Annotated in this window: 28 protein-coding genes and 1 pseudogene; 18 read left to right on the forward strand and 11 right to left on the reverse strand. The window is 71.9% G+C overall.

The genetic code is table 11. The features are described from left to right. Positions 1-143 precede the first annotated feature (143 nt). Complete coding sequence (locus IG90_RS0112095) at positions 144-923, forward strand: CPBP family intramembrane glutamic endopeptidase (RefSeq protein ID WP_030581902.1); 780 nt, start codon at positions 144-146, stop codon at positions 921-923. Positions 924-958: 35 nt separating this feature from the next. Here the strand turns inward: IG90_RS0112095 and IG90_RS0112100 are convergent, their stop codons facing one another. From IG90_RS0112100 to IG90_RS0112115, 4 genes and pseudogenes are all read right to left on the reverse strand, one after another. After that, positions 959-1,780 (reverse strand): PhzF family phenazine biosynthesis protein, encoded by an 822-nt coding sequence (locus IG90_RS0112100; RefSeq protein WP_030581904.1) that lies wholly within the window; start codon positions 1,778-1,780, stop codon positions 959-961. A gap of 258 nt (positions 1,781-2,038) precedes the next feature. Then, entirely contained in the window at positions 2,039-3,373 is a 1,335-nt protein-coding gene (locus IG90_RS0112105; protein ID WP_324604276.1) for an MFS transporter, read from the reverse strand. Positions 3,374-3,733: 360 nt separating this feature from the next. Next, a pseudogene (locus tag IG90_RS45740) lies at positions 3,734-3,850 on the reverse strand (RidA family protein); the annotation flags it as partial. A gap of 49 nt (positions 3,851-3,899) precedes the next feature. Beyond that, the gene (locus IG90_RS0112115) at positions 3,900-4,115 is read right to left on the reverse strand and encodes a DUF6243 family protein (RefSeq protein ID WP_030581911.1); all 216 of its coding nucleotides are present in this window, start codon (positions 4,113-4,115) and stop codon (positions 3,900-3,902) included. A gap of 612 nt (positions 4,116-4,727) precedes the next feature. On the opposite strand from IG90_RS0112115, the gene IG90_RS39340 reads away from it, so the two are divergent. Continuing rightward, complete coding sequence (locus IG90_RS39340) at positions 4,728-5,021, forward strand: Rossmann-fold NAD(P)-binding domain-containing protein (protein WP_209443555.1); 294 nt, start codon at positions 4,728-4,730, stop codon at positions 5,019-5,021. A 94-nt stretch (positions 5,022-5,115) separates the two neighbouring features. Here IG90_RS39340 and IG90_RS0112125 read toward each other — a convergent pair whose 3' ends face one another. After that, positions 5,116-5,547, reverse strand: a complete 432-nt coding sequence (locus IG90_RS0112125; protein WP_030581915.1) for a type II toxin-antitoxin system Rv0910 family toxin — start codon at positions 5,545-5,547, stop codon at positions 5,116-5,118. Positions 5,548-5,626: 79 nt separating this feature from the next. Further along, a complete protein-coding gene (locus IG90_RS0112130) occupies positions 5,627-5,821 on the reverse strand; it encodes a hypothetical protein (RefSeq protein WP_030581919.1) in 195 nt (64 codons plus the stop codon). A gap of 244 nt (positions 5,822-6,065) precedes the next feature. Between IG90_RS0112130 and IG90_RS0112135 the strand changes: the two genes are divergently transcribed. The 3 genes from IG90_RS0112135 to IG90_RS0112145 all read left to right on the forward strand — a co-directional run bounded on the left by IG90_RS0112135 (position 6,066) and on the right by IG90_RS0112145 (position 8,843). Then, entirely contained in the window at positions 6,066-6,608 is a 543-nt protein-coding gene (locus IG90_RS0112135; RefSeq protein WP_030581922.1) for a Clp protease N-terminal domain-containing protein, read from the forward strand. A 72-nt stretch (positions 6,609-6,680) separates the two neighbouring features. Then, a complete protein-coding gene (locus IG90_RS0112140) occupies positions 6,681-7,724 on the forward strand; it encodes an EamA family transporter (protein ID WP_030581925.1) in 1,044 nt (347 codons plus the stop codon). A gap of 159 nt (positions 7,725-7,883) precedes the next feature. Then, on the forward strand, positions 7,884-8,843 hold the full coding sequence (locus IG90_RS0112145; RefSeq protein WP_030581928.1) for a DMT family transporter: 960 nt from the start codon (positions 7,884-7,886) through the stop codon (positions 8,841-8,843). A gap of 64 nt (positions 8,844-8,907) precedes the next feature. Here IG90_RS0112145 and IG90_RS0112150 read toward each other — a convergent pair whose 3' ends face one another. Then, positions 8,908-9,603 (reverse strand): pyridoxamine 5'-phosphate oxidase family protein, encoded by a 696-nt coding sequence (locus IG90_RS0112150; protein ID WP_030581932.1) that lies wholly within the window; start codon positions 9,601-9,603, stop codon positions 8,908-8,910. 35 nt (positions 9,604-9,638) lie between these two features. Between IG90_RS0112150 and IG90_RS0112155 the strand changes: the two genes are divergently transcribed. Then, entirely contained in the window at positions 9,639-10,970 is a 1,332-nt protein-coding gene (locus IG90_RS0112155; protein ID WP_078585267.1) for an aminotransferase class I/II-fold pyridoxal phosphate-dependent enzyme, read from the forward strand. Here IG90_RS0112155 and IG90_RS0112160 read toward each other — a convergent pair. Beyond that, positions 10,957-11,985: a DMT family transporter gene (locus IG90_RS0112160; protein ID WP_030581951.1), complete on the reverse strand. Its 1,029-nt coding sequence runs from the start codon at positions 11,983-11,985 to the stop codon at positions 10,957-10,959. The genes IG90_RS0112155 and IG90_RS0112160 overlap by 14 nt on opposite strands. Before the next feature lie 74 nt (positions 11,986-12,059). On the opposite strand from IG90_RS0112160, the gene IG90_RS0112165 reads away from it, so the two are divergent. Then, positions 12,060-12,974, forward strand: a complete 915-nt coding sequence (locus tag IG90_RS0112165) for a LysR family transcriptional regulator (protein WP_030581954.1) — start codon at positions 12,060-12,062, stop codon at positions 12,972-12,974. A gap of 36 nt (positions 12,975-13,010) precedes the next feature. On the opposite strand, the gene IG90_RS0112170 is transcribed toward IG90_RS0112165, so the two are convergent. Continuing rightward, positions 13,011-13,481, reverse strand: a complete 471-nt coding sequence (locus IG90_RS0112170) for a pyridoxamine 5'-phosphate oxidase family protein (protein WP_030581966.1) — start codon at positions 13,479-13,481, stop codon at positions 13,011-13,013. 184 nt (positions 13,482-13,665) lie between these two features. On the opposite strand from IG90_RS0112170, the gene IG90_RS0112175 reads away from it, so the two are divergent. Continuing rightward, complete coding sequence (locus IG90_RS0112175) at positions 13,666-14,358, forward strand: cysteine hydrolase family protein (RefSeq protein ID WP_030581968.1); 693 nt, start codon at positions 13,666-13,668, stop codon at positions 14,356-14,358. Here IG90_RS0112175 and IG90_RS0112180 read toward each other — a convergent pair. Then, positions 14,345-14,806, reverse strand: coding sequence for a Rieske (2Fe-2S) protein (locus IG90_RS0112180; protein ID WP_030581971.1), 462 nt, complete (start codon positions 14,804-14,806; stop codon positions 14,345-14,347). The genes IG90_RS0112175 and IG90_RS0112180 overlap by 14 nt on opposite strands. Positions 14,807-15,065: 259 nt before the next feature. Here IG90_RS0112180 and IG90_RS0112185 point away from each other — a divergent pair, with 259 nt between their 5' ends. Continuing rightward, complete coding sequence (locus IG90_RS0112185; protein WP_051860093.1) at positions 15,066-16,103, forward strand: YihY/virulence factor BrkB family protein; 1,038 nt, start codon at positions 15,066-15,068, stop codon at positions 16,101-16,103. Between the two features lie 38 nt (positions 16,104-16,141). On the opposite strand, the gene IG90_RS0112190 is transcribed toward IG90_RS0112185, so the two are convergent. Then, positions 16,142-16,429, reverse strand: a complete 288-nt coding sequence (locus IG90_RS0112190; protein WP_030581979.1) for a GlsB/YeaQ/YmgE family stress response membrane protein — start codon at positions 16,427-16,429, stop codon at positions 16,142-16,144. A 167-nt stretch (positions 16,430-16,596) separates the two neighbouring features. Here IG90_RS0112190 and IG90_RS39345 point away from each other — a divergent pair, with 167 nt between their 5' ends. The 9 genes from IG90_RS39345 (at position 16,597) to IG90_RS0112235 (ending at position 21,775) form a co-directional block, all read left to right on the forward strand. Beyond that, on the forward strand, positions 16,597-16,896 hold the full coding sequence (locus IG90_RS39345) for a gas vesicle protein GvpO (RefSeq protein WP_030581982.1): 300 nt from the start codon (positions 16,597-16,599) through the stop codon (positions 16,894-16,896). A 45-nt stretch (positions 16,897-16,941) separates the two neighbouring features. Then, positions 16,942-17,379: a gas vesicle structural protein GvpA gene (locus IG90_RS0112200; protein ID WP_030581986.1), complete on the forward strand. Its 438-nt coding sequence runs from the start codon at positions 16,942-16,944 to the stop codon at positions 17,377-17,379. A gap of 2 nt (positions 17,380-17,381) precedes the next feature. Then, positions 17,382-18,092 carry a GvpL/GvpF family gas vesicle protein gene (locus IG90_RS0112205; RefSeq protein WP_030581989.1) on the forward strand — a complete coding sequence of 237 codons (711 nt, stop codon included), beginning with the start codon at positions 17,382-17,384 and terminating at the stop codon, positions 18,090-18,092. 55 nt (positions 18,093-18,147) lie between these two features. Beyond that, complete coding sequence (locus IG90_RS0112210) at positions 18,148-18,405, forward strand: gas vesicle protein GvpG (protein ID WP_030581992.1); 258 nt, start codon at positions 18,148-18,150, stop codon at positions 18,403-18,405. A gap of 45 nt (positions 18,406-18,450) precedes the next feature. Then, the gene (locus IG90_RS0112215) at positions 18,451-18,984 is read left to right on the forward strand and encodes a hypothetical protein (protein WP_030581995.1); all 534 of its coding nucleotides are present in this window, start codon (positions 18,451-18,453) and stop codon (positions 18,982-18,984) included. Next, positions 18,977-20,152, forward strand: a complete 1,176-nt coding sequence (locus tag IG90_RS0112220; protein ID WP_030581998.1) for an SRPBCC family protein — start codon at positions 18,977-18,979, stop codon at positions 20,150-20,152. The genes IG90_RS0112215 and IG90_RS0112220 overlap by 8 nt, the downstream gene beginning before the upstream one ends. 83 nt (positions 20,153-20,235) lie before the next feature. Beyond that, positions 20,236-20,718, forward strand: coding sequence for a gas vesicle protein (locus IG90_RS0112225; RefSeq protein WP_030582001.1), 483 nt, complete (start codon positions 20,236-20,238; stop codon positions 20,716-20,718). Next, complete coding sequence (locus IG90_RS0112230; protein WP_051860094.1) at positions 20,715-21,566, forward strand: GvpL/GvpF family gas vesicle protein; 852 nt, start codon at positions 20,715-20,717, stop codon at positions 21,564-21,566. The genes IG90_RS0112225 and IG90_RS0112230 overlap by 4 nt, the downstream gene beginning before the upstream one ends. Beyond that, positions 21,563-21,775, forward strand: coding sequence for a gas vesicle protein (locus IG90_RS0112235; protein WP_030582007.1), 213 nt, complete (start codon positions 21,563-21,565; stop codon positions 21,773-21,775). The genes IG90_RS0112230 and IG90_RS0112235 overlap by 4 nt, the downstream gene beginning before the upstream one ends. The last annotated feature ends 45 nt before the right edge of the window (positions 21,776-21,820 follow it).

The raw sequence follows: 21,820 nt of genomic DNA on the forward strand, positions 1-21,820 counted from the left end.
GACCACACCATCAGCGATGGCGGTCGTCCCCCGGCCTGTCACGCATGATCTTCGTACCTGCATTCGAGACCCTAGCGGGACGGTGAGTGGGATGAGACGCGATTGCAGAACTAAAGGCAGGTGTACAGGTGGAGACCGGGCGCATGGCTGATTCTTTTCCTCAAGAGGCCGTGTCACGAAGGAACCTGCGGTCCGAGACGGTGCTGGTCCTGGCGCTCTCGCTGGGTGCCAGTGCGGTGTCCTCCCTCATCAGTTTTGTCGGATCACTGACGAAACCGGGAGGTCTGAAGGATCAGGCGGCGAAGCTCAACGGCTCGTACGCTCCGGACCGTCCATGGCTTGATCTGTCATGGCAAATGTTCGGAATCGCAACGGCTCTGGTGCCGGTCGCGCTGGTCGCACACCTGCTGATCCGGGAGGGAACGGGTCTGCGGGCCATCGGCTTCGACCGGGCCAGGCCCTGGTTCGACCTCGGCCGGGGAACCCTGGTCGCGGCCGGCATCGGCAGCACGGGCCTGGCCTTCTACCTCGTGGCCCATGCCACCGGATTCAGCCTCACGGTCGTACCCGAGTCGCTGCCCGAGGTCTGGTGGAAATTCCCCGTACTGATCCTCTCGGCGATCCAGAACTCCGTGGTGGAGGAGGTCATCGTCGTCGGATATCTGCTGCGCAGGCTCGGACAGTTGGGCTGGACGCCGATGGCCGCCCTGGTGGCCAGCTCCGTGCTGCGCGGGTCGTACCACCTGTATCAGGGGATCGGCGGCTTCATCGGCAACGTGGTGATGGGCATCGTCTTCGTGCTGCTCTACCGGCGCTGGGGCCGGGTGGGTCCGCTGGTCGTCGCGCACGCGCTCCTGGACATCGGGGCGTTCGTCGGATACGCGCTGCTCGCGGGCCGGGTCGACTGGTTGCCGACGCCCTGAGTGCGGTGCCCTTGGAGGTGGACGCCCCCGGGCGGTCAGAGCGTGGTGAGCAGCTCCCCGTCGATCACCGTGACCGCTGTGCCGGTCAGCAGCGTGCGTTCGCCGCGCAGCGCGGTGCGGACCAGTCCCGAGCGGGCGGACGCCTGGAGGCCGGTGAGGTCGTCGCGGCCGAGGCGGGCCGACCAGAAGGGGGCCAGCGCGGTGTGGGCGCTGCCGGTGACCGGGTCCTCGTCGATACCGACACCCGGGAAGAAGCCGCGCGAGACGTAGTCGTAGCCCCGGGCGGGGTCCTCGGCCGCCGCGGTGGCGATGACGCCGCGCCGGGAGTGGGCCGCCAGCGCGGCGAAGTCCGGGGCGAGCGCCCGTACGGTCGCCTCGTCGCGCAACTCGACGAGCAGGTCACCGATGTGTTCGCCGGTGTCGTGCACCGATACGGGGTCGGCCCCGAGGGCGTCGGCGAGCCCGCGCGGCACCGGCTCCTCGGTCAGCGGGGAGGTCGGGAAGTCGAGGGTGAGGGAGCCGTCCGGGTGGGCGGTCGAGCTCAGGATCCCGCAGCGCGCCGCGAACCGCACCGGGCCCGTGGCCAGGCCCGCGGTGTGCAGGACGTGGCCGGTGGCGAGCGTCGCGTGCCCGCACATGTCGACCTCGGTGGCCGGGGTGAACCAGCGCAGCGCCCAGTCGGCCGTGCCGCCGGGCGGCAGCGGGTGGGCGAAGGCCGTCTCGGAGAGGTTGACCTCGGCGGCGATTTCCTGAAGGCGTTCGGCGGCCGGGAACGCGCCGCCCTCCAGCAGGAGCACACCGGCGGGGTTTCCGGCGAAGGGGCGGTCGGTGAACGCGTCGACGATGCGAATCCTCATGGGGCGACCGTAGAGCGTCGGCGGGGAGACGGACCAAGGCCAATTCCGGGTGTCTGGCCCCTGTCCGTCTCCGTCTGCCCGCCTCTCCGTCTGCCGGCTCTTCGTCCCCCCGGCCGTCCAGGGCCGCGGTCGGCGTCTCTTCCACGACGGTCACGAGGTTCCCCGGCTGCGGCTCCTTGAGTCGAGGGTGTTCCGCAGCCGGATCACGCCGCAGCGGTACGCCCCGGCCTGTCCCGGCCCGGCGTGGGTCGTCCCGGCTCACGTCGTTCCGTCGGCCGCTGTCCCTCCTGCGGGGCCCGGAAGCACACGCCCCAGGCGGGCGAGCGGGGACGCGGCCATCAGGAGCGGGGACAGCATCATGCCCGCGGCCGTCACCAGGAGGCCGGAGCGCAGACCCCACTCCTGCGCGAGGAAGCCACCGAGGAGTGATCCGAGCGGGGTGAAGCCCATGCCGACGAAGGTGATCGTCGCGGCCGCACGCCCCTGCATTCCGGCCGGTGTGACCGCCTGGCGCACCGACATGACCGTGACGTTCACCAGCTGGCTGAAGGTGCCGAACACGAAGTTGGCGGCAAGGAGCGCGAGGACCGTCGCGGCCGAGGATCCGTGCAGCGCCGGTACGCACAGCAGGGCCCCGTTGCCGAGCAGCGCCGCCGACACGAGAACCACGCCGTGGCCGAACCGCCCCGGCAGCCGCGCTGCCAGGACCGATCCCAGGAGCGCGCCCGGCCCGGTCGCCGCGAGTGCGAGGCCGACGGTGGCGCCCGCCAGGTGCAGTTCGCGCGGGAGGAAGAGCAGGTAGACGGTCATCGTGGCCGCGAAGGAGAACTGGAAGGCGGCCGAGGCGAGGCACACGGCCCGCAGCCAGGCGTTCCCGGCGACGAAGCGCAGGCCCTCGTGGATCCGGTGCCGTACCCGAGAGGTGCGCTGCGGGTGCTCCGGGCGGGCAGAGAGGTCCGGCCGGTCCGAGCGCTTCGGGTGCTCCGGAACCGGTGCCTTGCGCTCCGGTACGGCTTCGGCCCGGCGGATCCGCCGCAGTGACACGAACGACACCGCGAAGAACAGCGCGCCGGAGGCGATGGCGACCGGCGCCGACAGCAGTGACACCAGCGCACCACCGAGCGCGGGGCCGCCGATCTGCGCCGCGGACCGGCTGCCTTCCAGCGCACTGTTGCCCTGCACGAGCTGATCGCGCCGCACCATCCGTACGAGGGACGCCTGATACGCCACGTCGAAGAGCACGGACAGGGCACCCACGGTGAACGCGACCACGAACAGCGCGGGCAGACCGAGCAGCCCGAGGAGACCGGCCACGGCTGCCGAGCCCAGTGCCACGGCACGGGCGGCGTCGGTGAGCACCATCACCGTGCGGGCACGCCACCGGTCCACCAACGCACCGGCGAGGAGCGACAGCAGCAGGATCGGCGCCTGTCCCACGGCGCGGAGGGCGCCCAACTGGCCCGCGCCCGCGTCGAGCGCCAGGACGGCGAAGAGCGGCAGAACCACGAGCATCGTGTGTTCGCCGAGCTGGGAGGCGGTCTGGCCCGCCCAGAGCCTGCGGAAGTCGGCGTCCCGCCACAGACGCGAGGGCACGGCCCGACCGGAACCCGGACAGCCGGAGGAAGAAGGAAAGGAAGGGGACTGCACAGGAACCTCTGGGGTCGCCGGGAACGAGATCCGCCGCCCGGCGCGCGAAAGCGCACCCGGGCATCGGGCGGGTAAGGGCTCGCTGTGCTGCGACCTCAGGGGCAGCACGCGATGACGGGCCGGACTCGGCCTACGACGTCAGCGCGCGCTCGGACGACCGGGCATGTCTCTCCGCTCCTGATGGGTCATGCGTCGCCCGGAATGCTAGCGCTCGGCGGGCGGGGGCGAAAGGCGATTGATCGCCCCTCCGCCCGCACCGCTCGCGCCTGTTCGGCCGGCCCGGGCGGTACAGGCGGTGAGGCCGCGTCACGCGACGGCGGTGCCCTCGAGCTCGACCATCAGGCCGGGGACCGCCAGTCGCGTCACCCCGAGCATGGTGCTGGCCGGTGCCACCCCGGCCGCGCAGGGCCCGGACCGCGCGGCGCGGTCCGGGCCCTGATGTCGTGCGGTGCCGCCCTGCGGCGGCGGTGCGTCAGCTCTGTGCGGTGTCGTCGCCCGTCTGTCCGGTGCTCTCGGTCGCGCCGGCCTTCTCGCGCATCTTGCGCACCAGTTCCGCCTTCTGGTCGGCCGCGTCCTGGCGGTCGAGGTTGCGGTGCGGGCCGTTGTTCTGCCGTTCGGCGCGCGACAGCCTCTTGCGCTGGCCGCCTCCCTGGCCCACGGGGTTGTTGATGTTCTTGCTCACGGTCACGGGTTCTCCCGGTCAATGATGTGAAGTGATCTACGGATTCATCGGTGGGGGACGGGCGGCGACGTCGAGGGACGTCAGCTGCGGCCCGTCACGCTCTCACTCGTGGATCGGCGTCTGGAATGACGAAGACGTTACCCGGTTTCGCCGGTCCCGCACACCAACCTCTCCGAGGCCCCGCCGTCGGCTGCCCCGTGCCGTCCCAGGTTGATCGTTCGGCGCGCAGGTGGGCGGGCAGGGCCCTCACCTGCGGCGACGGCGGCTACCCGGGTCCTCGGGCAGCAGGTGTTGCCGGATGGATCCTCAGGAACCGAAGGTCTGTCGAAGCCTGTCGGCGGCGAGCGAACACCCATCGGTCGTCGGTTCCCGGGTCCTCGGTCAGCCCTCGTTCGCCGGGCCCCGTACCGGGCCGGAGTCCAGGACTCCGGCAGTGAAGTTCGCCGATCGCGCCCGCATCTTCTCGCGCGGGACACCCTGATGTCCGGCCAGATGTTCGACAAGATCGGCTCGGTGCTGCGGCCCTTGTGGTTCGTGCGGAACTTCACCGGCACGCACGCGCACGCCGTGAGCATCCGGTGAGGAAGGCGCCATCTGGACCGCGGCCGGGTCGGCTTCGTGGACGTTGGGGACATCGCGGCCGTCGCTGTCCATGCCCTGACCGACGTAAACGCCCCCAACGCCGATCTCGTCCTCGCCGGGCCGGAGGCGCTCAGCTACGACGACATCGCCACCACCGTCACCCAGGTCACGGGCCGACCCGTGGACCACCACCGCCTGTTCTACGAGCAGATGCGCGACCGCTTCACGGCGCACGTGCCGCTGGAGTTCGCCTCGATGCCGGCCGGCATGGACCGTGCCATCGCCGAGGGGGCGGAGAAGCCCTACCTGATCCTCGCCGACGAGCACTGAGCCGCGAAGCGAGTCGTGCGTGATGAAGGGCTTGGGGGAGGGGCCCGCGGGACGATTCCGCGGGGCCTTTCGCGTATCGTGCGGCCGGGCGCGATCAAGGGGTGACGAGCCCGCCGAGCTTGCGCAGCGACTCCTGGAGCGCCGCCGTCGCGGAGTCCTTGAGCTTGCCGCCCATCAGGGAGACCGCCGCGCCGGTGAACTCCCCGTCGATGCGCATCGTCGTGGCGTCGCCCTCCGGGGTCAGGGAGTACCGCATGGCCAGGTTGACCCCCATCGGGCCCTTGCCCCGGGTCGCCAGCAGGCGGCCCTTCTCCAGTTCGTCGACCGTCCAGGTCACCTCGGCCGGGAAGCCCATGAGCTTCATGTTCTCCTCGTAGGTGGCCGCGAGCTCCAGTTCCGCCGGGCCGCCCCGGGGGAAGCTGGTGTGGGTGGCGTTCCACTCCCCGTACGACGAGAAGTCCGTCAGGCGGACCCAGACCTTCTCGGCGGGTGCCTCGATGCGTGCCTCGGCGCTGACTTCAGCCATGCGACCACCCCTGGTTCGTCCGGTTTCGGTGTCGCGGAACGTAGCGGCGGTCGCGCCAACATTCAATACTGACGAACTGTCAGATCTCTTGGGGCTGCCGGTTCCGCCAGATCACGGCGGCGTCGAAGCGGTCCGACGCCCGGGGGTGAGGGCCCTCGTCGTGGCAGTGGAAGGCCGTCCAGAAGAGATCGGCGGGCAGGGCGTCATCGGGTGCGTGCACGCGGTAGACGTACTGCAGCCCGTCCTGGGCGAGCAGAGCGACCATCCAGAACACCCGTTCCTCCCTCCCGTCCCCGCCCTCTGTGCTGTGGCGTGAGGGACGTACGCGCGGGGGGCCGCGGTTGCCGCGGGGGCGTGCGATGCAAGGCGGCGCGCGCCCCGAGACGACATGGTTGTGCCTCTCGGCGCGATCTCATCCGCAAGGATGAGGGGTCGCTCCGGAGTCCCCAACTTCGGTGGGATGCCCGATGGGTCGCTCCGGGGATGTCCTCCGGCCGCCGGACTGATGGGGTAGAGGTGTGCAAAACCGGACGCCTCGCATGCCTGAACCGCCCGCACCGAACCACGCCGAACTCGATGCCCGCTTCACCGTGGAACTGGCATCGGTGCTGACGGGTGCGCGCAGGCGTGCGCTGCGTGACGGGGACCGGCAGATCGACACCGCTCACCTCCTGCACTCGCTGATCGAGACGGACCCCGAAGTCCGCGAGGCCTTCGACGGAGGCCCGCAGCCGGCCAGGGTGCTCGGCTATCTCGTCCAGCGCAGCATCGGCTACGGGCTCCGCTGGCAGGGCTCCGTCGAGGACTCCGGTGCCGTTCCGGTGGTGCGCGCCCCGGCCGTCGACGGCTGGTCGCCCTTGGCGCTCGCCGCGATGGAGGGCGCGCTGCACCGTGCGGCGTCGCGCGGCGCGTCGCGCGCCGCCGGTCTCGATCTGCTCGCCGCGCTGGCTGCCGACGCCGAGTCGCGTGCGGTGGAGGTGCTCTCCCGCGGGGGCGTGGACGCGCGGTGGCTGGCGGACCGGGCGGCCGTGCTTACGGCCGACGCGGCACGACAGGGGTGAGCACGTGAGGGGTGCCGTCTCGACAGGTGTCACGGGGATGACGGTGCTGTCGACTGCTGCCATGATGTGCCGATGCACGCGTCATCGGGGTTTCAGGGCAGAAGTGCCGGGCTGGGCCTCGCCCTGCTCTCGGCCTGCGCGTTCGGCGGTTCGGGAGTGGCGGCAAAGCCGCTGATCGAGGCGGGGCTCGACCCGCTGCACGTGGTCTGGCTGCGTGTCGCGGGCGCCGCCGTCATCATGCTCCCGGTCGCCTGGCGCCACCGGAACCTCGTACGGGAACGTCCCGCCCTGCTCGCCGGGTTCGGCCTGTTCGCTGTGGCCGGGGTCCAGGCCTTCTACTTCGCCTCGATCTCCCGTATCCCGGTGGGCGTGGCGCTCCTGGTGGAGTACCTGGCGCCCGCGCTGGTCCTCGGCTGGGTCCGCTTCGTGCAGGGCAGGCCGGTCACCCGGGCCGCCGCGCTCGGCGTGGTGCTGGCGGTCGGCGGCCTCGCCTGCGTCGTCGAGGTGTGGGCCGGGCTCGGCTTCGATCTCCTCGGGCTGCTGCTGGCCCTCGGCGCGGCCTGCTGCCAGGTCGGCTACTTCGTCCTCTCCGACCACGGCGGGCAGGACGGCCGGGACGGCGAGGGCAGGCACGCCGAGCCTCCGCACCCCGTCGGCGTCATCGCGTACGGACTGATCGTCGGCGCGGGCGTCCTCACCGTCGTCGCCCGGCCCTGGGGCATGGACTGGTCACTGCTCGGCGGTAGCGCGGGCATGGACGGCAACGAGGTCCCCGCCTGGCTGCTGCTCGGCTGGATCGTCCTGCTCGCCACCGTGCTCGCGTACGTCACCGGGGTCGTCTCGGTCCGGCTGCTCTCGCCCCAGGTGGCCGGGGTCGTCGCCTGCCTCGAAGCGGTCATCGCGACCGGGCTGGCCTGGGTGCTCCTCGGCGAGCACCTCTCCGCGCCGCAGCTCATCGGCGGATTCGTCGTCCTGACCGGTGCGTTCATCGCCCAGTCCGCCGCGCCGAAGCCCCCGTCGGGCCCGGTGGCCGCCGGGGCCGGGACCGGGGCCGCCACCGGCCCGGTGGCCCGGTCCGTCGAGGGCGAGTTGTCCGGCGGCCGTACCCCGCACTAATGTGCCGACCATGCATCTGACTGTGCTGCCGCCGCCTGCCGCCTAGCGCGGGCGGCCACTCCTGACGAAGACCGGGCTCGGGCAGTCCCCGAGCGGTTCGTCGCTGCCCGCGTGCGGAGCCGAGCGACCCACCACCCTGTCCTCCTCTGGAGAAGTCACATGTCCATCCCCGTTGCTTCCGCGCTGCCCGTCGGGCGGAGCCTGTTGTATCTCGTCGTCGCCGGAGTCGCCTGGGGCACCGCCGGCGCGGCCGCGTCCCTGATCTTCCGGGTCAGCGATCTCGGCCCCCTCGCCCTGTCCTTCTGGCGCTGCGCCGGTGGCCTCGTCCTGCTCGCCGGGGCGCTCGCCCTGCGGCCCCGCCGGGCCCCCCGGGAGCCCGAACCCCGGCGTCGCCGGCTGCTCCGGATCCTCGGCACCGGCGTCGGTCTCACCGTGTTCCAGAGCGCGTACTTCGCGGCCGTCGAGGCCACCGGACTCGCCGTCGGCACCGTCGTCACGCTCGGCGCCGGGCCCGTCCTGATCGCCCTCGGGGCGCGCCTGCTGCTGGGCGAACGCCTCGGCAGGGGCGGCCTGGCCGCCGTGACCGGCGCGCTGACCGGACTCGCCGTGCTGGTCCTGGGCGGCGAGGGCGGCGACGTCGTGCCGGCCGGGGTGCTGCTGGCGCTGTTGTCCGCCTCCGGGTACGCGGCGATCACGCTGCTCACCCGGTGGCTCGGGCGGGACGGTGGCGGCGGTGACGCGCTGACCACCAGCGCCTGGGCGTTCGGCATCGGGGCGGTGGGCCTGCTGCCCATGGCCCTGGCCGAGGGACTGGTGCCGCACACCGCCGAGACCGGGCAGGTGCTGTGGCTGCTGGTCTATGTGGCGGCGGTACCCACGGCGCTCGCCTACGCGCTGTACTTCGCCGGAGCGGCCGCCGTCCGGGCGGCCACCGTCTCCGTGATCATGCTCCTGGAGCCGGTGAGCGCGGCCGTCATCGCGGTGACCGTCCTGGGGGAGCGGCTGACGGCGGCCACGGTCCTCGGCACGCTGCTTCTGCTGACCGCCGTCGCCGGACTGGCCTTCGCCGAGGCGCGCGGTGCGGCGGTCGCCCGCCGGAAGGAGGCCCTGGCGGCGTGACGTGACCTGCCCGACGGGGGCGGGGGAGTGCCGGTCGCGGCAGCCGTGGCTGCCGCGACCTCCTTCAGCGCGCGGACAGGTAGTCCGGTACGCCGATGGCGGGATCCAGGTCGTCCGCGGGGACCGGCGCCGCGTAGCCCCGGGTGAGCGGCACGATGCCGGTCCAGTGGGGGAGGGCGCTGTCCTCGGGCTCGTCGTTGGGCCCGCCGGTGCGGACCTTCGCGGACACCTCGTTCAGGTCCAGCCGGATCACCGCCGTCGCGGCGAGTTCCTTGGCGTCGGCCGGCCGGGAGTCCCGGGAGCGGCCCGGCACGACCTGGTCCACGATCGCGTCCAGGGCGAGCCGCCGCTCCTCGGGGTCGGTCACCGCCACGGCCGTGCCGTGCACCACCACCGAGCGGTAGTTCATCGAGTGATGGAAGGCGGACCTGGCCAGCACGAGGGCGTCGACATGGGTGACCGTCAGACAGACCGGCAGTCCCGGATCCGCGCCCGTCGCCGACCGCAGCGGTCGCGAGCCCGTCGAACCGTGGACGTACAGCCGCTCTCCTCTCCGGCCGAAGAGGGTCGGCAGGACGACCGGGGCGCCGTCGCGCACGAAGCCCAGGTGGCAGAGATACGCCTCGTCGAGGATCGAGTGGACCAGCTCGCGGTCGTAGGAGGCGCGCTGCTTGGACCGGGTGGGCACCGTGCGATCGGTGGGAAGGTAGGGGGCGGCGACGCCGGAGCCCGTGCCGTCGGGCGTTGCGGTGGGCTGCATTGCTCACTCCGTTGCACTAGTGCATAATGATGTTTGTGCTAGGAGAGTATCGGATCAGTGGGCGGCGTGCATCGGAGATTGCCGCCAGTGTCGAGCGCGGGGTCGGCTCCGGAGACCTCCCGCCGGGCCATGTGCTGCCCCCCATGCGGGAGTTGGCGGCGCGCCTGGAGGTCAATCCCAATACGGTGGCGGCCGCCTACCGGACACTGCGCGAGCGCGGGGTGATCGAGACGGCGGGCCGTCGGGGGAGCCGGGTGCGTCCCGCCCCGGCCAGCACGTCGCGCGGATCGCTGCGGATCGAAGCGCCTCCGGGCGTCCGGGACCTCGGCGAGGGCAATCCCGATCCGGAGCTGCTGCCCGACCTCGGGCCGGCGCTCGCCGCGGCCGCGGCCGCCGATGCGGAGAGCCACGGCCTGTACGGGCAGCCCCCGGTGGTCGCGGAGTTCGCCGCGTACGCCCGCGCCGCGCTGGACGCGGACGGAGTCCCCGCCGGGCCGGTCGCCGTGACGTCCGGCGCCCTGGACGCGATCGAGCGGGTCCTCGCTGCGCACCTCAGGCCGGGCGACGCGGTGGCGGTGGAGGACCCCGGCTGGGGCAGCGTGCTCGACCTCGTACCGGCGCTCGGGCTGCGCGCCGTACCGGTCGGCGTGGACGACTCCGGTCCGCTGCCCGCCGATGTGGAGCGGGCGCTGCGGGCCGGGGCGCGGGCCCTCGTCGTCACCTGCCGGGCGCAGAACCCGACCGGTGCGTCGTTGGACGCGCCGCGCGCCCGGGAACTGCGCGCGGTCCTCGCCCGGCACCCGGACGTGCTGCTGATCGAGGACGACCACGGGCACGCCATCGTCGACCTGCCGCTGCACCCGCTGGCCGGGGCGACGGCCCACTGGGCGTTCATCCGCTCGGCGGCCAAGGCGTACGGCCCGGACCTGCGGGTCGCCACGCTCACCGGGGACGCCGTCACGGTCGACCGGGTGGCGGGGCGGCAGCGGCTCGGGCCCGGCTGGGTCAGCCGGCTGCTCCAGCGAGCCGTCCTCCAACTGTGGACCTCGGGCGCCGTCGACACCCGTACGGTGTCCCGGTCCTACGGCGATCGCAGGGACGCGCTCATCCGTGCGCTGGCGGAGCGCGGCGTGAGCGCCCGGGGCCGCAGTGGGATGAACGTGTGGGTGCCCGTGAGCGATGAGACCGGGGCCGTCGCCCGGCTGCTCCACGCGGGCTGGGCGGCGGCCCCGGGGGCCCGCTTCCGGCTGGACACCCCCCAGGGCGTGCGGCTCACCGTCTCCCCGCTGACCGCGGCGGACATCGGGCCCCTGGCGGACGCGGTGGCCGCTGCCGCGGGCCCGGCACGGCCGGTCAGCTACGGCTGAGGCGGGCGCCGTCCGCGTCCGGCGAGGCGGGCGTGCCCGGCGGGGCGGGCGCGGGCGCCGGGCGGGCGCGGCTCTGGGTGAGGGCCGCGCCGACGAGGACGATCAGGGCCCCGACCGGGGTGTTCCAGCTCAGCTGTTCGCCGAGCAGCGCGACGCCCGCCGCCGTCGCGATCACCGGGATGAAGTACGTGACCATCTGGGCCGTCGTCGGACCGACCTCCTGGACCAGGCCGTACTGGAGCAGCACCGCGAGGCCCGTGCCCAGCGCGCCCAGGGCGAGGACGCTGAGCATCGGGAGCAGTGGGAAGGAGGTGGGCGCCGAGGTGAACAGCGGTGTCACCACGGCCAGTTGCAACGTACCGAGGAAGAGCTGGCTGCCCGTCAGCGCCAGCGTCGACGAGCCCGTCCCGGCCAGAGTCCGGCGGACGTAGATCCAGCCGACCGGATAGCAGAACGAGGCGAGCAGCGCCATGCCCGTACCCGGCAGGTCCAGGCCGGAGAAGCCCTGCCAGGCGCCCAGCACCGTGAGGACGCCGAGGAAGCCGACACCGAGACCGGCCACCCGGCGGCGGGTCGGGCGGTCCTCCGACAGGGCCACTACCGAGAGTGCCATGCCCCACAGCGGCGAGGTCGCGTTGCAGATCCCGGCCAGCGTCGAGGGGATCGTCAGCTCGGCGTAGGAGAAGAGCGAGAACGGCAGCGCGTTGAGGAGGAACGCCGCGACCGTGAGGTGACCCCAGGTCCGGGCCGAACGCGGCAGCCGTTCCCGGCGCATCGCCATCGCGGCGACCAGCACCGCCGTACCGGCCAGCAGGCGGCCGAAGGTGACCTGGAACGGGGCGAAGCCCTCGGTCCCGACCTTGATCAGCAGAAAGCTGAACCCCCAGATGAGCGAGAGCGCCGCGAACCGGATCCGCCAGTCGAGAGCAGGGCGCCGGGCGGACGGCGCGGACGGAACGGGAGGGGGAGGTGCCGATGCCGGGGCCGTGGCCCTCGGCTCGCAGGGAGCGCTCATGAGGTTCAGCCTGACGAAGAAGACCTCGTAGGACAAGCGAATGTTTCTGTGTGTGTTCGCGTAGCATCGCTTACATGTTGAACTTGGAGAGGCTGCGAACCCTCGACGCCCTCGCCCGGCACGGCTCGGTGAGCGGTGCGGCCGACGGGCTGCACGTCACGACATCGGCGGTATCGCAGCAGATGGCCAAGCTGGAGCGCGAGGTGGGGCAGCGGCTGCTCGCCAAGCACGGCCGCGGCGTCCGCCTCACCGACGCCGGCCGGCTGCTCGCGGGCCACGCCGCGCGGATCCTGTCGCAGGTGGAGCTCGCGCAGTCCGACATCGAGGCGCAGCGGGGCGAGGTCGTCGGCGAGGTGAGGATCTGCGCCTTCCCGACCGCGGCCCGCGGACTGTTCCCCGCGACGCTCACCTCCCTGCGCGCGGACCACCCCGACCTCACCGTCCGCACCCGGGAGCTGGAGCCCGAGCAGGGGCTGCGCGCGGTGCTCCGCGGAGACGTCGACCTGGCCGTCGTACTCGACTGGAGCAACAAGCGGCTGCCCGTGCCCGGCGGGCTGACCAAGGCCGAACTCCTCGACGACGCACCGGACATCGCCATGCCGGCCGGACATCCACTGGCGGACCGCGACGAGGTGGAGCTGGAGGACTTCGCGGACGACCCGTGGGTGTCCTGGCCCGAGGGCGAATTCTGTTACGAGTGGCTGATGTTCACCCTCCGCTCCCGGGGCATCGAGCCGCGCATCGCCCACCTGGCCGGTGAGCACCATACGCAACTCGCCCTGATCGCCGCCGGGTTCGGCGTCTGCGTGGCTCCCCGGCTGGGGCGCGGCCCGGTCCCCGAAGGGGTGCGCCTGGTGCCCGTGCGGCAGACCATGCGGCGGCACGTCCACGCGGTCTGGCGCACCGACGCCGACCGCCGCCCGTCGGTCCGCGCCGCGGTGGAGGCGCTCCGGGCGGCGGGTGCGGGCGTTGCTGCCGCCGGGGGATGAGCTTCGTGCCGGCCGCCGTCGTCCCGTGTGCCGGGATCAGGTGAGACCGGTGAGCTTGCGGAAGTCCCAGGAGGTGACCTTCTCCGGGGTGAGTCGCAGCCAGGCGTGCCGTCCGTCGTGCGGCATCTCCGTCATGCCGAAGTACTTCATGGGGAACAGCCTCTCCGGCTCGTCGAGTTCGGGGCAGGGCTCGCCCGTGCGGGGCGCCTCGCCGACGAACTCCGCCCGGCCCGTGAGCTCCACGCCGCGCAGCTCCTCGTACCCCTCGCCGTCGTCCACGACCACGGCGATCCTGGTGTCCTCGCGCAGCTGGGACCAGCGCAGGCTGCGCGTGATGGAGTACAGCCAGAGAGAGCCGCCGTCCCAGACGAACCACAGCGCACCGATGTGCGGAGCGCCGTCGGAGCCGAGCGTGGCCACCCGGCAGGTGCGCTGTTCGCCGAGGTAGGCGTCCCGCTCCTCGGGGGTCATCATGATCCGGCGGCCTCGTCGCTGGGTATCGGTCATGGTCGCCCTCTCCTGGAATCGCACCTGGAACCTGATCAGGTGTCAGAAATCATGGACGCTCTTCCATCGTGACGCAACGGCCGCTACTCTCGCGCGCCCGGTCCGTCCGCAGAAGTCCGCCCACGGAGGCCCGTCCGCAGAAGTCCGCCCCGGTCGGTGGAGACCAGGAGAGGGAGGAGCGCCCGTGCAGTCGAGGGAATCACAGGAGTGGCTCACCGCGCTGCTCGACCCCGCCACCACCGTCCTGCTGACCGTCGAGTGCCAGCGGGGTGTCGTGGGGCCGGACAGCGCCCTGCCCGAACTCGCCGCCGTCGCGCGCTCGTCGGGTGCCCTGGCCAATATCGCCCGGCTCGTCGCCGCCGCCCACGAGAGCGGCATCCAGGTGATGCACGCGGTCGCCGAGAGCCGGCCCGACGGGCGCGGCGGCAACCGCAACGCCCGGCTCTTCCGCGCGGCCGCCCGGCTGCCCGTCCAGCAGCACACCGGCAGCACCGCCGTCCGGGTCGCGCCCCCCGTCGAGGTGGCCGACGAGGACCTCGTCGTCCGCCGGCTGCACGGCCTCTCGCCCCTGGCCGGCACCGACGTCGACCCGCTGCTGCGCAACCTGGGCTGCCGCACGCTCGTCGTCACCGGCGTATCGGCCAACATCGCCATTCCCAACGCCGTCTTCGACGCCGTCAACCTCGGCTACACGGCCGTCGTCCCCGCCGACGCCATCGCGGGGGTGCCCGCCGAATACACCCCCGCCATGGTCCGCAACACGCTCGCCCTGGTCGCCACCGTCACCACCACGGACGCGGTCCTCGGCGGCTGGAAGCGGCCGCGCAGACAGGAAGGGGGCGACGGCGGTTTGACGACGGGCCCTACGCCAGCCTGATCGAATCGCCCTCGACGGTGATCTCACGGGCGGGCAGCGGCTGGGTGGCGGGCCCGCCGGTCGGGCTGCCCGTGGCGGCGTCGAAGGTGGAGTTGTGGCAGGGGCAGGTGATCGTGCCGTTCGAGACGTCCTTGACCGCACAGCCCTGATGGGTGCACGTGGACGAGAACGCCTTGAACTCGCCGGGCCGCGGCTGGGTCACCACGACCTTCTGCGCGGCGAAGACCACCCCGCCGCCCTCCGGAATGTCGGAGGCCGCGGCGAGCACCGCACCGCCCGCGCCCTTGTTCTCGCCCCCGCTGCCGGGCTGCTCGACCGTGTCCGAGCCTTCCGAGCTGTCCGATCCGCCGCCGCACGCGGTGAGGGCGGCAGCCGCTCCGGCCGCTCCCACCGCCACGACGACCGTGCGGCGTCCGAGGAGGCTCCGGCGCCCCTGCGTTGCGCTCATCGCGGCATTCCCTTCGTCGGTGTCCCTGTCCTGATGCCTTCGGACAGGGGTACGTGCCCCGGGGCCGCGATGTTCACGCCGGGGCGCCGTTCACGCGGGGACGCCGGGACGCACCTGGACGCCTTTACGCACCGAACGCGGCGAGCCGCCACGGGCCCGGAAACCTCCCGGACCCGCAGCGGCTCCGCCGTACTCGGAGTTCTGGCCCGCGCGACGGGCCGAGCCTGCATAACGTCGCTGTCCGGGGTAGCCGCTCTTCATGGCAGACGAAGAACGCAAGCGGCAGCCGGCCGGGCCCGAGGCGCGGGTGGAGCGCGACGCACCGGACGCGCCGACCGCGATCGGCAGGGCGTCGTGGTGGGCGGTCCTCAAACGGACGGCGAAGGAATCTCAGCAGGACGAACTGACCGATCGGGCCGCCGGGCTCACGTACTACGGAATCCTGTCGCTCTTCCCGGCCCTCCTGGTGCTGGTCTCGCTCCTCGGGGTCGCGGGTGAGTCCACCACGCGGAAGGCGCTGGACAACGTCGAGAAGCTGGCGCCGGGGGCCGCCAAGGACGTGATCACCAGCGCGATCACTCAGCTGGAGGGCAGCGGCGGCACCGGCTCGGTGCTGGCGGTCGCCGGCCTGCTGGGCGCGCTCTGGGTCGCCTCCGGATATGTGGCGGCCTTCATGCGAGCGGCGAACTCGGTCTACGACCTGCCGGAGGGCCGTCCGCTGTGGAAGGTGCTGCCGATAAGGGTCGGGCTCACCCTGGTGCTCATGATCCTGGCCTGCGCCTGCGCCCTGATGGTGGTGCTGACCGGGGGAATCGCACATGAGCTCGGCGCACTGCTGGGCATCGGCGACACCGCGCTCCTGATCTGGTCGATCGCCAAGTGGCCCGCCCTCGTCGTCTGCGTGGCCGTCATGCTGGCGATCCTGTACTGGGCGGCCCCGAACGCCAAGGGGCGGGGCTTCGCCTTCGGCTCCCTGGGCAGTGTGCTGGCGCTGCTGATCTGGATGGCGGCCTCCGCCGGGTTCGCCTTCTACGTCGCCAACTTCGGCTCGTACAACAAGACCTACGGGACCCTGGCCGGCGTCATCGTCTTCCTGGTCTGGCTGTGGATCACCAATCTGGCGATACTGCTGGGCCTGGAGTTCGACGCCGAGATGGCCCGCGAGCGCGCCATCCTGGGCGGTCATCCTCCGTTCGAGGAGCCCTACGTCGAGCCTCGCGACACGCGTTCGTGGTCCGATGAGGACCGCCGGGCGATGGGCGACACCGGCCCCTCCAGCGACCTGCGGACCGACTGAACGGCGACGCGATCCGGCGTCGCCCCGAACGGCGGGCGTCACCCCCGCCTCCACGGCCGTCGTTCGGTTCCGGCGAGGGCGCGGTCGAGGGCTGCCACGCCCAGGCCGGCCAGGACGATCTGGATGAGCCACTCGGACCAGTCGACGCCCCGCGTGTCGCCCACACCCAGCACGGACGCCAGCAGCGAACCGAGGAGCGCTGCGGCCATGCCGACGACGAGCGTCCACAGGACCCCGATGTGCTGGCTGCCGGGCAGGACGAGACGTCCCAGCAGACCGACCGACGTACCGATGACCAGAGCGCTGATGAGTCCGGAGATGTGCATGGGTGGCTCCTTCGTGGTCGTGTCCGCTTCGCGTACCCCCGAGGGGCCATGAGGACCCTCGGTACGCGCGGGTCGTGCATACGTCCGGATTGCAGGGGCAGGCGAATGTCAGCCATGGACGACGGAGACCGATCAGTTGAGCGGTCATCCCCGGCGACAGGTGAAGGATGAGCACCGAGAAGAAGACCGATGAAGAGCACGACGGAAAGCGCGTCGATGTGCCTACCGCCATGCGGCAGGCTTCCGCGCAGCTCACGGAATTGCTCCAGTGCGAGCCGGGTTCTGTTTCCTCGGTGAAGGCCACCGGCGACGGTTGGTCGGCAGACGTGGAAGTGGTCGAGCTGGAGAGAGTGCCGGACACCATGAGTGTGATGGCCTCCTACCGGGTTCAACTCGACCCGCAGGGAACGCTTTTGTCCTACGAACGATTGCGCCGCTATGCCAGGGGCCAGATCGATCGTCGCTGAAATTCCGTCGTCGGACCTAACGAAGACCACCGAAAGGAGTTCCCCATGACACTCGTTCAGCAGAGCAATGCGACGTCCGGTGGGAGCGGATCGGGAAATCTCTACGACGTTCTTGAACTCATACTCGACCGCGGGCTGGTCATCGACGCATTTGTCCGCGTCTCCCTGGTCGGTATCGAAATTCTCAAAATCGACGTCCGCGTGGTGGTCGCGAGTGTCGACACCTATCTGCGGTTCGCCGAAGCCTGCAACCGGCTCGATCTTGAGTCCGGCCGCAAGGCGCCGAGTCAGCTCACCGACCTGGTCGGCGACATGACGGAGAACGGCGCCAAGGGTAAGTCCAAGGGCGCGCTCACCGGCGCCGTCGAGGCGTTCAGCGAGTCGTTGCAGGGCAAGAGCGGTGAGGAGCCCGAGGAGGAGCCTCGTAAGCGTCCGGCCCGTAAGGCGACGTCCAGCCGTCAGACCCAGCGACGCGAGGAGTAACGGTGCCCACCTACATCTACGCCATCACCGACGCCGGCCACCCGTTGCCCCTGAACGGCCTGCACGGCGTGGGCGACCCGCCCTCGGAACTGCGCACCCTGCGCTCCGGACGGCTGGCCGCCGTGGTCAGCGACGCACCTCCCGGACTCCGCGCCAAGCGACGCGATGTCATGGCCCATCAGAGCGTGCTCGAAACGCTGATGGCGCAGGGCGCGACCCTGCCCATGCGGTTCGGGCTGGTGGGCCCCGGCGACGACGAGGTCACCGCGGCCCTGGACCGGGAGGCCGACGCGTACCAGGAGCGGCTGAAGGAACTGGACGGCCGGGTGGAGTACAACCTCAAGGCCGGCCGCGACGAGGACGACCTCCTCCGGGAGATCATGACCGAGTCCGACGAGATCCGGCAGCTCAACGAACGGACGCGCACCGAGGGCAGCCACGACGACCGGGTCGCCCTGGGAGAGCTGGTGGCCCGCGAGGTGACCGACCGCGGTCTGAAGGAGGCGGAGAGTGTCGCCGCCCGCCTCGCGGACGCCGCGGACCGCACCTCGCACGCGGAGCCGGCCCCGCAGCAGTTCCTCAACCTGTCCTTCCTCGTGCCCCGGGCGGAGACCGATGCCTTCGTGGCCGCGGTCCGACGCGAGGCGGAGGAGCGCGGCGACGCGTACTCCTTCACCCTGACCGGCCCGCTGCCGCCGTACAGCTTCGTCTGACCGCCGGGTCCCCGGGGCCGGTCCGATTCCCGGGAGCGGAGGTGATCCGCCCGCCATGGGCCTCATCAGCAGCATCCTGACCCTGCCGCTGGCCCCCGTACGGGGGACGGTCTGGGTACTCGACCAGGTCGTCCATGCCGCCGAGGAGGAGTACTACGACCCCGAGCCGGTTCGCGCCCGACTCGCCCAGTTGGAACAGGACCTGAACAACGGCCTCATCGACGCCGAGGAGTTCGACCGGCGCGAGGACGAGCTGCTCGACCGGCTCGACGAGATCGAGGAGTACCGGAACAGCACACGCCGCGCGCCGTGACCATCGACCACACGTGACCGGGGGGAGAGCAGAGGTGCATCGCAGATGACGAAGAACGCCAAGATAGGCGCGGCTCTGGTGGGGGGATACCTGCTGGGGCGTACCAAGAAGGCCAAACTCGCCCTGGGGTTCGGAATGTTCCTCGTCGGCAAGAAGATCGATCTCGACCCGCGCCGGATCGGCAGGATGCTGGCCGACTCACCGGCCCTGGGCTCGCTCAACGACCAGGTGCGCAAGGAGCTGGTCGACGCGACCAGGACGGCGGCGACCAAGGCCGTCACGCAGCGGGCCGGGAGCCTGGCCGACTCCCTCCAGCAGCGCACCCAGGCGCTGGAGGCCGGCGACGTGGCCGACGACGAGCGGGACAGGGACGACGAGCCCAGGACGGTCACCGACGACGAGACCGAGGCGGACCGGGACGAGGACACGGGCGGGGGCGAGAAGCGCAAGCGCACTCCTCGAAAGTCCGCCGCCCCTGCGCGCAAGCGCACCGGAGGCGCCCGCAAGACCGCGGCTTCGGGCGCGCGCAAGACCGCGTCCTCCGGCGCCCGCAAGGCCCGGGGAGGCGACCATGCCTGACTCCGCACTCGGCGGTATCAAGGACGACGTGGTCAAGAACCCGGCCACCGACCGCCTCAAGGACGAGCTGCAGAACTACCTCAGGGCCCGTGCCGAACACGCGGTGACCCAGCTGGGGCACCGCCTCGGTGACTCGGTGTCCAAGCTGGCGGAGCCGGGCGGTGGGGGCGGCGCCCTCAAGAGCCTTGCCAAGGGCGGCCAAGCCCTCGGCGAAGGCAAGTCACCCGGTCAGGCCGCCCTGAGCGCGGGCGCCTCCCATCTCAAGGACACCGTCAAGGACAAGGTCAAGGGATTGTTCGGCAAGGGGCGCAAGTCCGGTGGGGGCAAGTCCAAGAGCGTCGCCATCGTCGAGGACATCGACGTCGGCGTCCCGGTCCGCGAGGCGTACGACCAGTGGACCCAGTTCCAGGAGTTCAGTTCGTTCGCCAAGGGTGTCGTCAGCGTGGAGAAGGCGGACGACACCACCAGCAACTGGAAGGTGAAGGTCGCCAAGTCGACCCGCAGCTGGAAGGCGAACGTCACCGAGCAGGTGCCCGACGAACGCATCACCTGGACCACCGAGGGCGCCAAGGGCACCGTCAAGGGAGTGGTCACCTTCCACGCCATCACCGACGACCTCACCCGGGTCCTGCTCGTCCTCGAGTACTTCCCCAAGGGCCTGTTCGAGAAGACCGGCAACATCTGGCGCGCCCAGGGCCGCCGCGCCCGGCTCGACCTCAAGCTCTACCGCAAGTTCATCATGATGCGCGGTGAGGCCACGGACAGCTGGCGCGGCGAGATCCGTGACGGAGAAGTCGTCGTCGGTCACGACGAAGCGCTCGACGAGGAGGAGGCGCGGAACGACGCGGGCGCCGAGCCCGATGACGGCGCGCCCGGCGATGCGTACGAGGACGAGGCGTCCGGGCCCGAGTCCGAACCCGAGGACGACGAGGCCGCGTACGAGGACGAAGAGCCCCAGGACGAGGAGTTCGTCGCCGAGGACGCCGAGGACGCCGAGGACGCCGAGGACGCCGAGGACGACGAGGACGACGAGGACGACGAGTCGGAGGAACTGGCTGAGGAGGACGCCGAGGAGCAGGACGACGACGAGGTGGCAGCCGACGATACGGAGGAGGAGCCGCGGCCGGCCCGTCGCTCCCGACGCCGTGCGGCCACCGCCGACCGGTGACCGGCCGGCACACGGATCAGGTGCCACCGGGCTCGCGCTGCGGGCCGCACCGACCGACACCCCACGGAAAGGCGTGAGACACCGTGTCCGATTCACTCGCCGGCCGGCTGCCGGCTCCGCCCCGGGGGGCAGGCCCGGCGTACGGGCAGCAGGGCTCGTCGGCCAACCTCGCCGACATCCTGGAAAGGGTGCTGGACAAGGGCATCGTCATCGCCGGTGACATCCAGATCAACCTGCTCGACATCGAGCTGCTCACCATCAAACTCCGCCTGCTCGTCGCCTCCGTCGACAAGGCCAAGGAGATGGGCATCGACTGGTGGGAGCACGACCCCTCGCTCTCCTCCCAGGCCCGCCCCGTGCGTGAGACCGAGGCAGGCCCCGTGCGTGAGACCGAGGCCCGCCCCGTGCGTGAGACCGAGGCAGGCCCCGGGCGTGACGCCTTGGCCGACGAGAACGAGCGGCTGCGTGCCGAACTGGCCCGTATGCGGTCGGCCGCGGCCGGGATTCCGGGCTCCGCGGCGGTCGGCGCCCAGGCGGCCCCGGCCGAACAGGAGGAGGAACGATGAGCACCGGACCGAACGCACCCGCCGGCTTCCCGGGCGCGGGCGTCGGGGAGATGACCTACGTCTACGCCGTCGGCCATGAGGGCCCCGCTCTGGACGGGCTCGCCGCCCGGCTGCCGGGCGTGGACGGCCGGCCCCTGCGACCCGTCGGCGGGGGTGGGCTGTGCGCACTCGTCTCCGCCGTACCGGCGGACACGTTCAGCGAGCGGGGCCTCACCGCGCAGATGGAGGACCTGGACCGGCTCGAAGCGGTCGCCCGGGCCCACCATGCCGTGGTGGACGCCGCGTTCGCGGAGACCTCGGTCCTGCCGATGCGGCTGGCCACGGTCTACCTCGACGACGCCCGGGTGGCCGACATGCTGGTCCGGCAGTGCAGCGAGTTCCGGGAGCTGCTGGGCCGCCTGGAGGGCCATGTCGAGCTGGGGATGAAGGTCTATGCCGATCCCCGCCCGGCCGCCGCGTCGGCTCCGGCCACCCCGGCTTCGGCGGGGGCCGGAGCGGGCCGCGCCTATCTCCGGCAGCGTCAGGCGCAGCAGCGTGACAGCCAGGACGCCTACCGGTCGGCGTCCGACCTGGCCGCCCGGGCAGCGCGGTTGGCGGACGGGGTGGCCGCCTCCCGGGCGGTGCACCGCCCGCAGCAGGGCCGGCTCGCCGCCTCCCGGCCCGGGGTGAACGTGGCCAACGAGGCCTATCTCGTTCCCCGGGAGCACACGGAGCAGCTCCGTCGGGAGCTCTCCGCACTGGCCGAGGACGTGCCCGGGGTCTTCGTCGAGGTGACCGGGCCGTGGGCGCCCTACTCGTTCGCCACCGCGGTGACGGCGGAGAGCGCGGGCGGCGGTGGGCCACGGTGAGCACGGACATCATCGGCGGCGTTCTCGGCGAGACCGAGCCCCGTGGAGGCCCGCCCATCGCCCTGATCGACATCTTGGACCGCCTGTTGAACGGCGGGGCCGTGCTCACCGGGGACCTCGTCCTGTCCATCGCCGACGTGGATCTCGTCCACATCAACCTCCGGGCGGTGATCCGGTCGATCACCGGTGAGGAGCCGGCGCCGTGGTGAGGCCGGCCTACCGTTCCGTACGCGAGCGGGGCACCCCGACGAGGA

The sequence above is a fragment of the Streptomyces anulatus genome (assembly GCF_000721175.1).
GTDB classification, from domain to species: Bacteria; Actinomycetota; Actinomycetes; order Streptomycetales; family Streptomycetaceae; genus Streptomyces; species Streptomyces anulatus_C.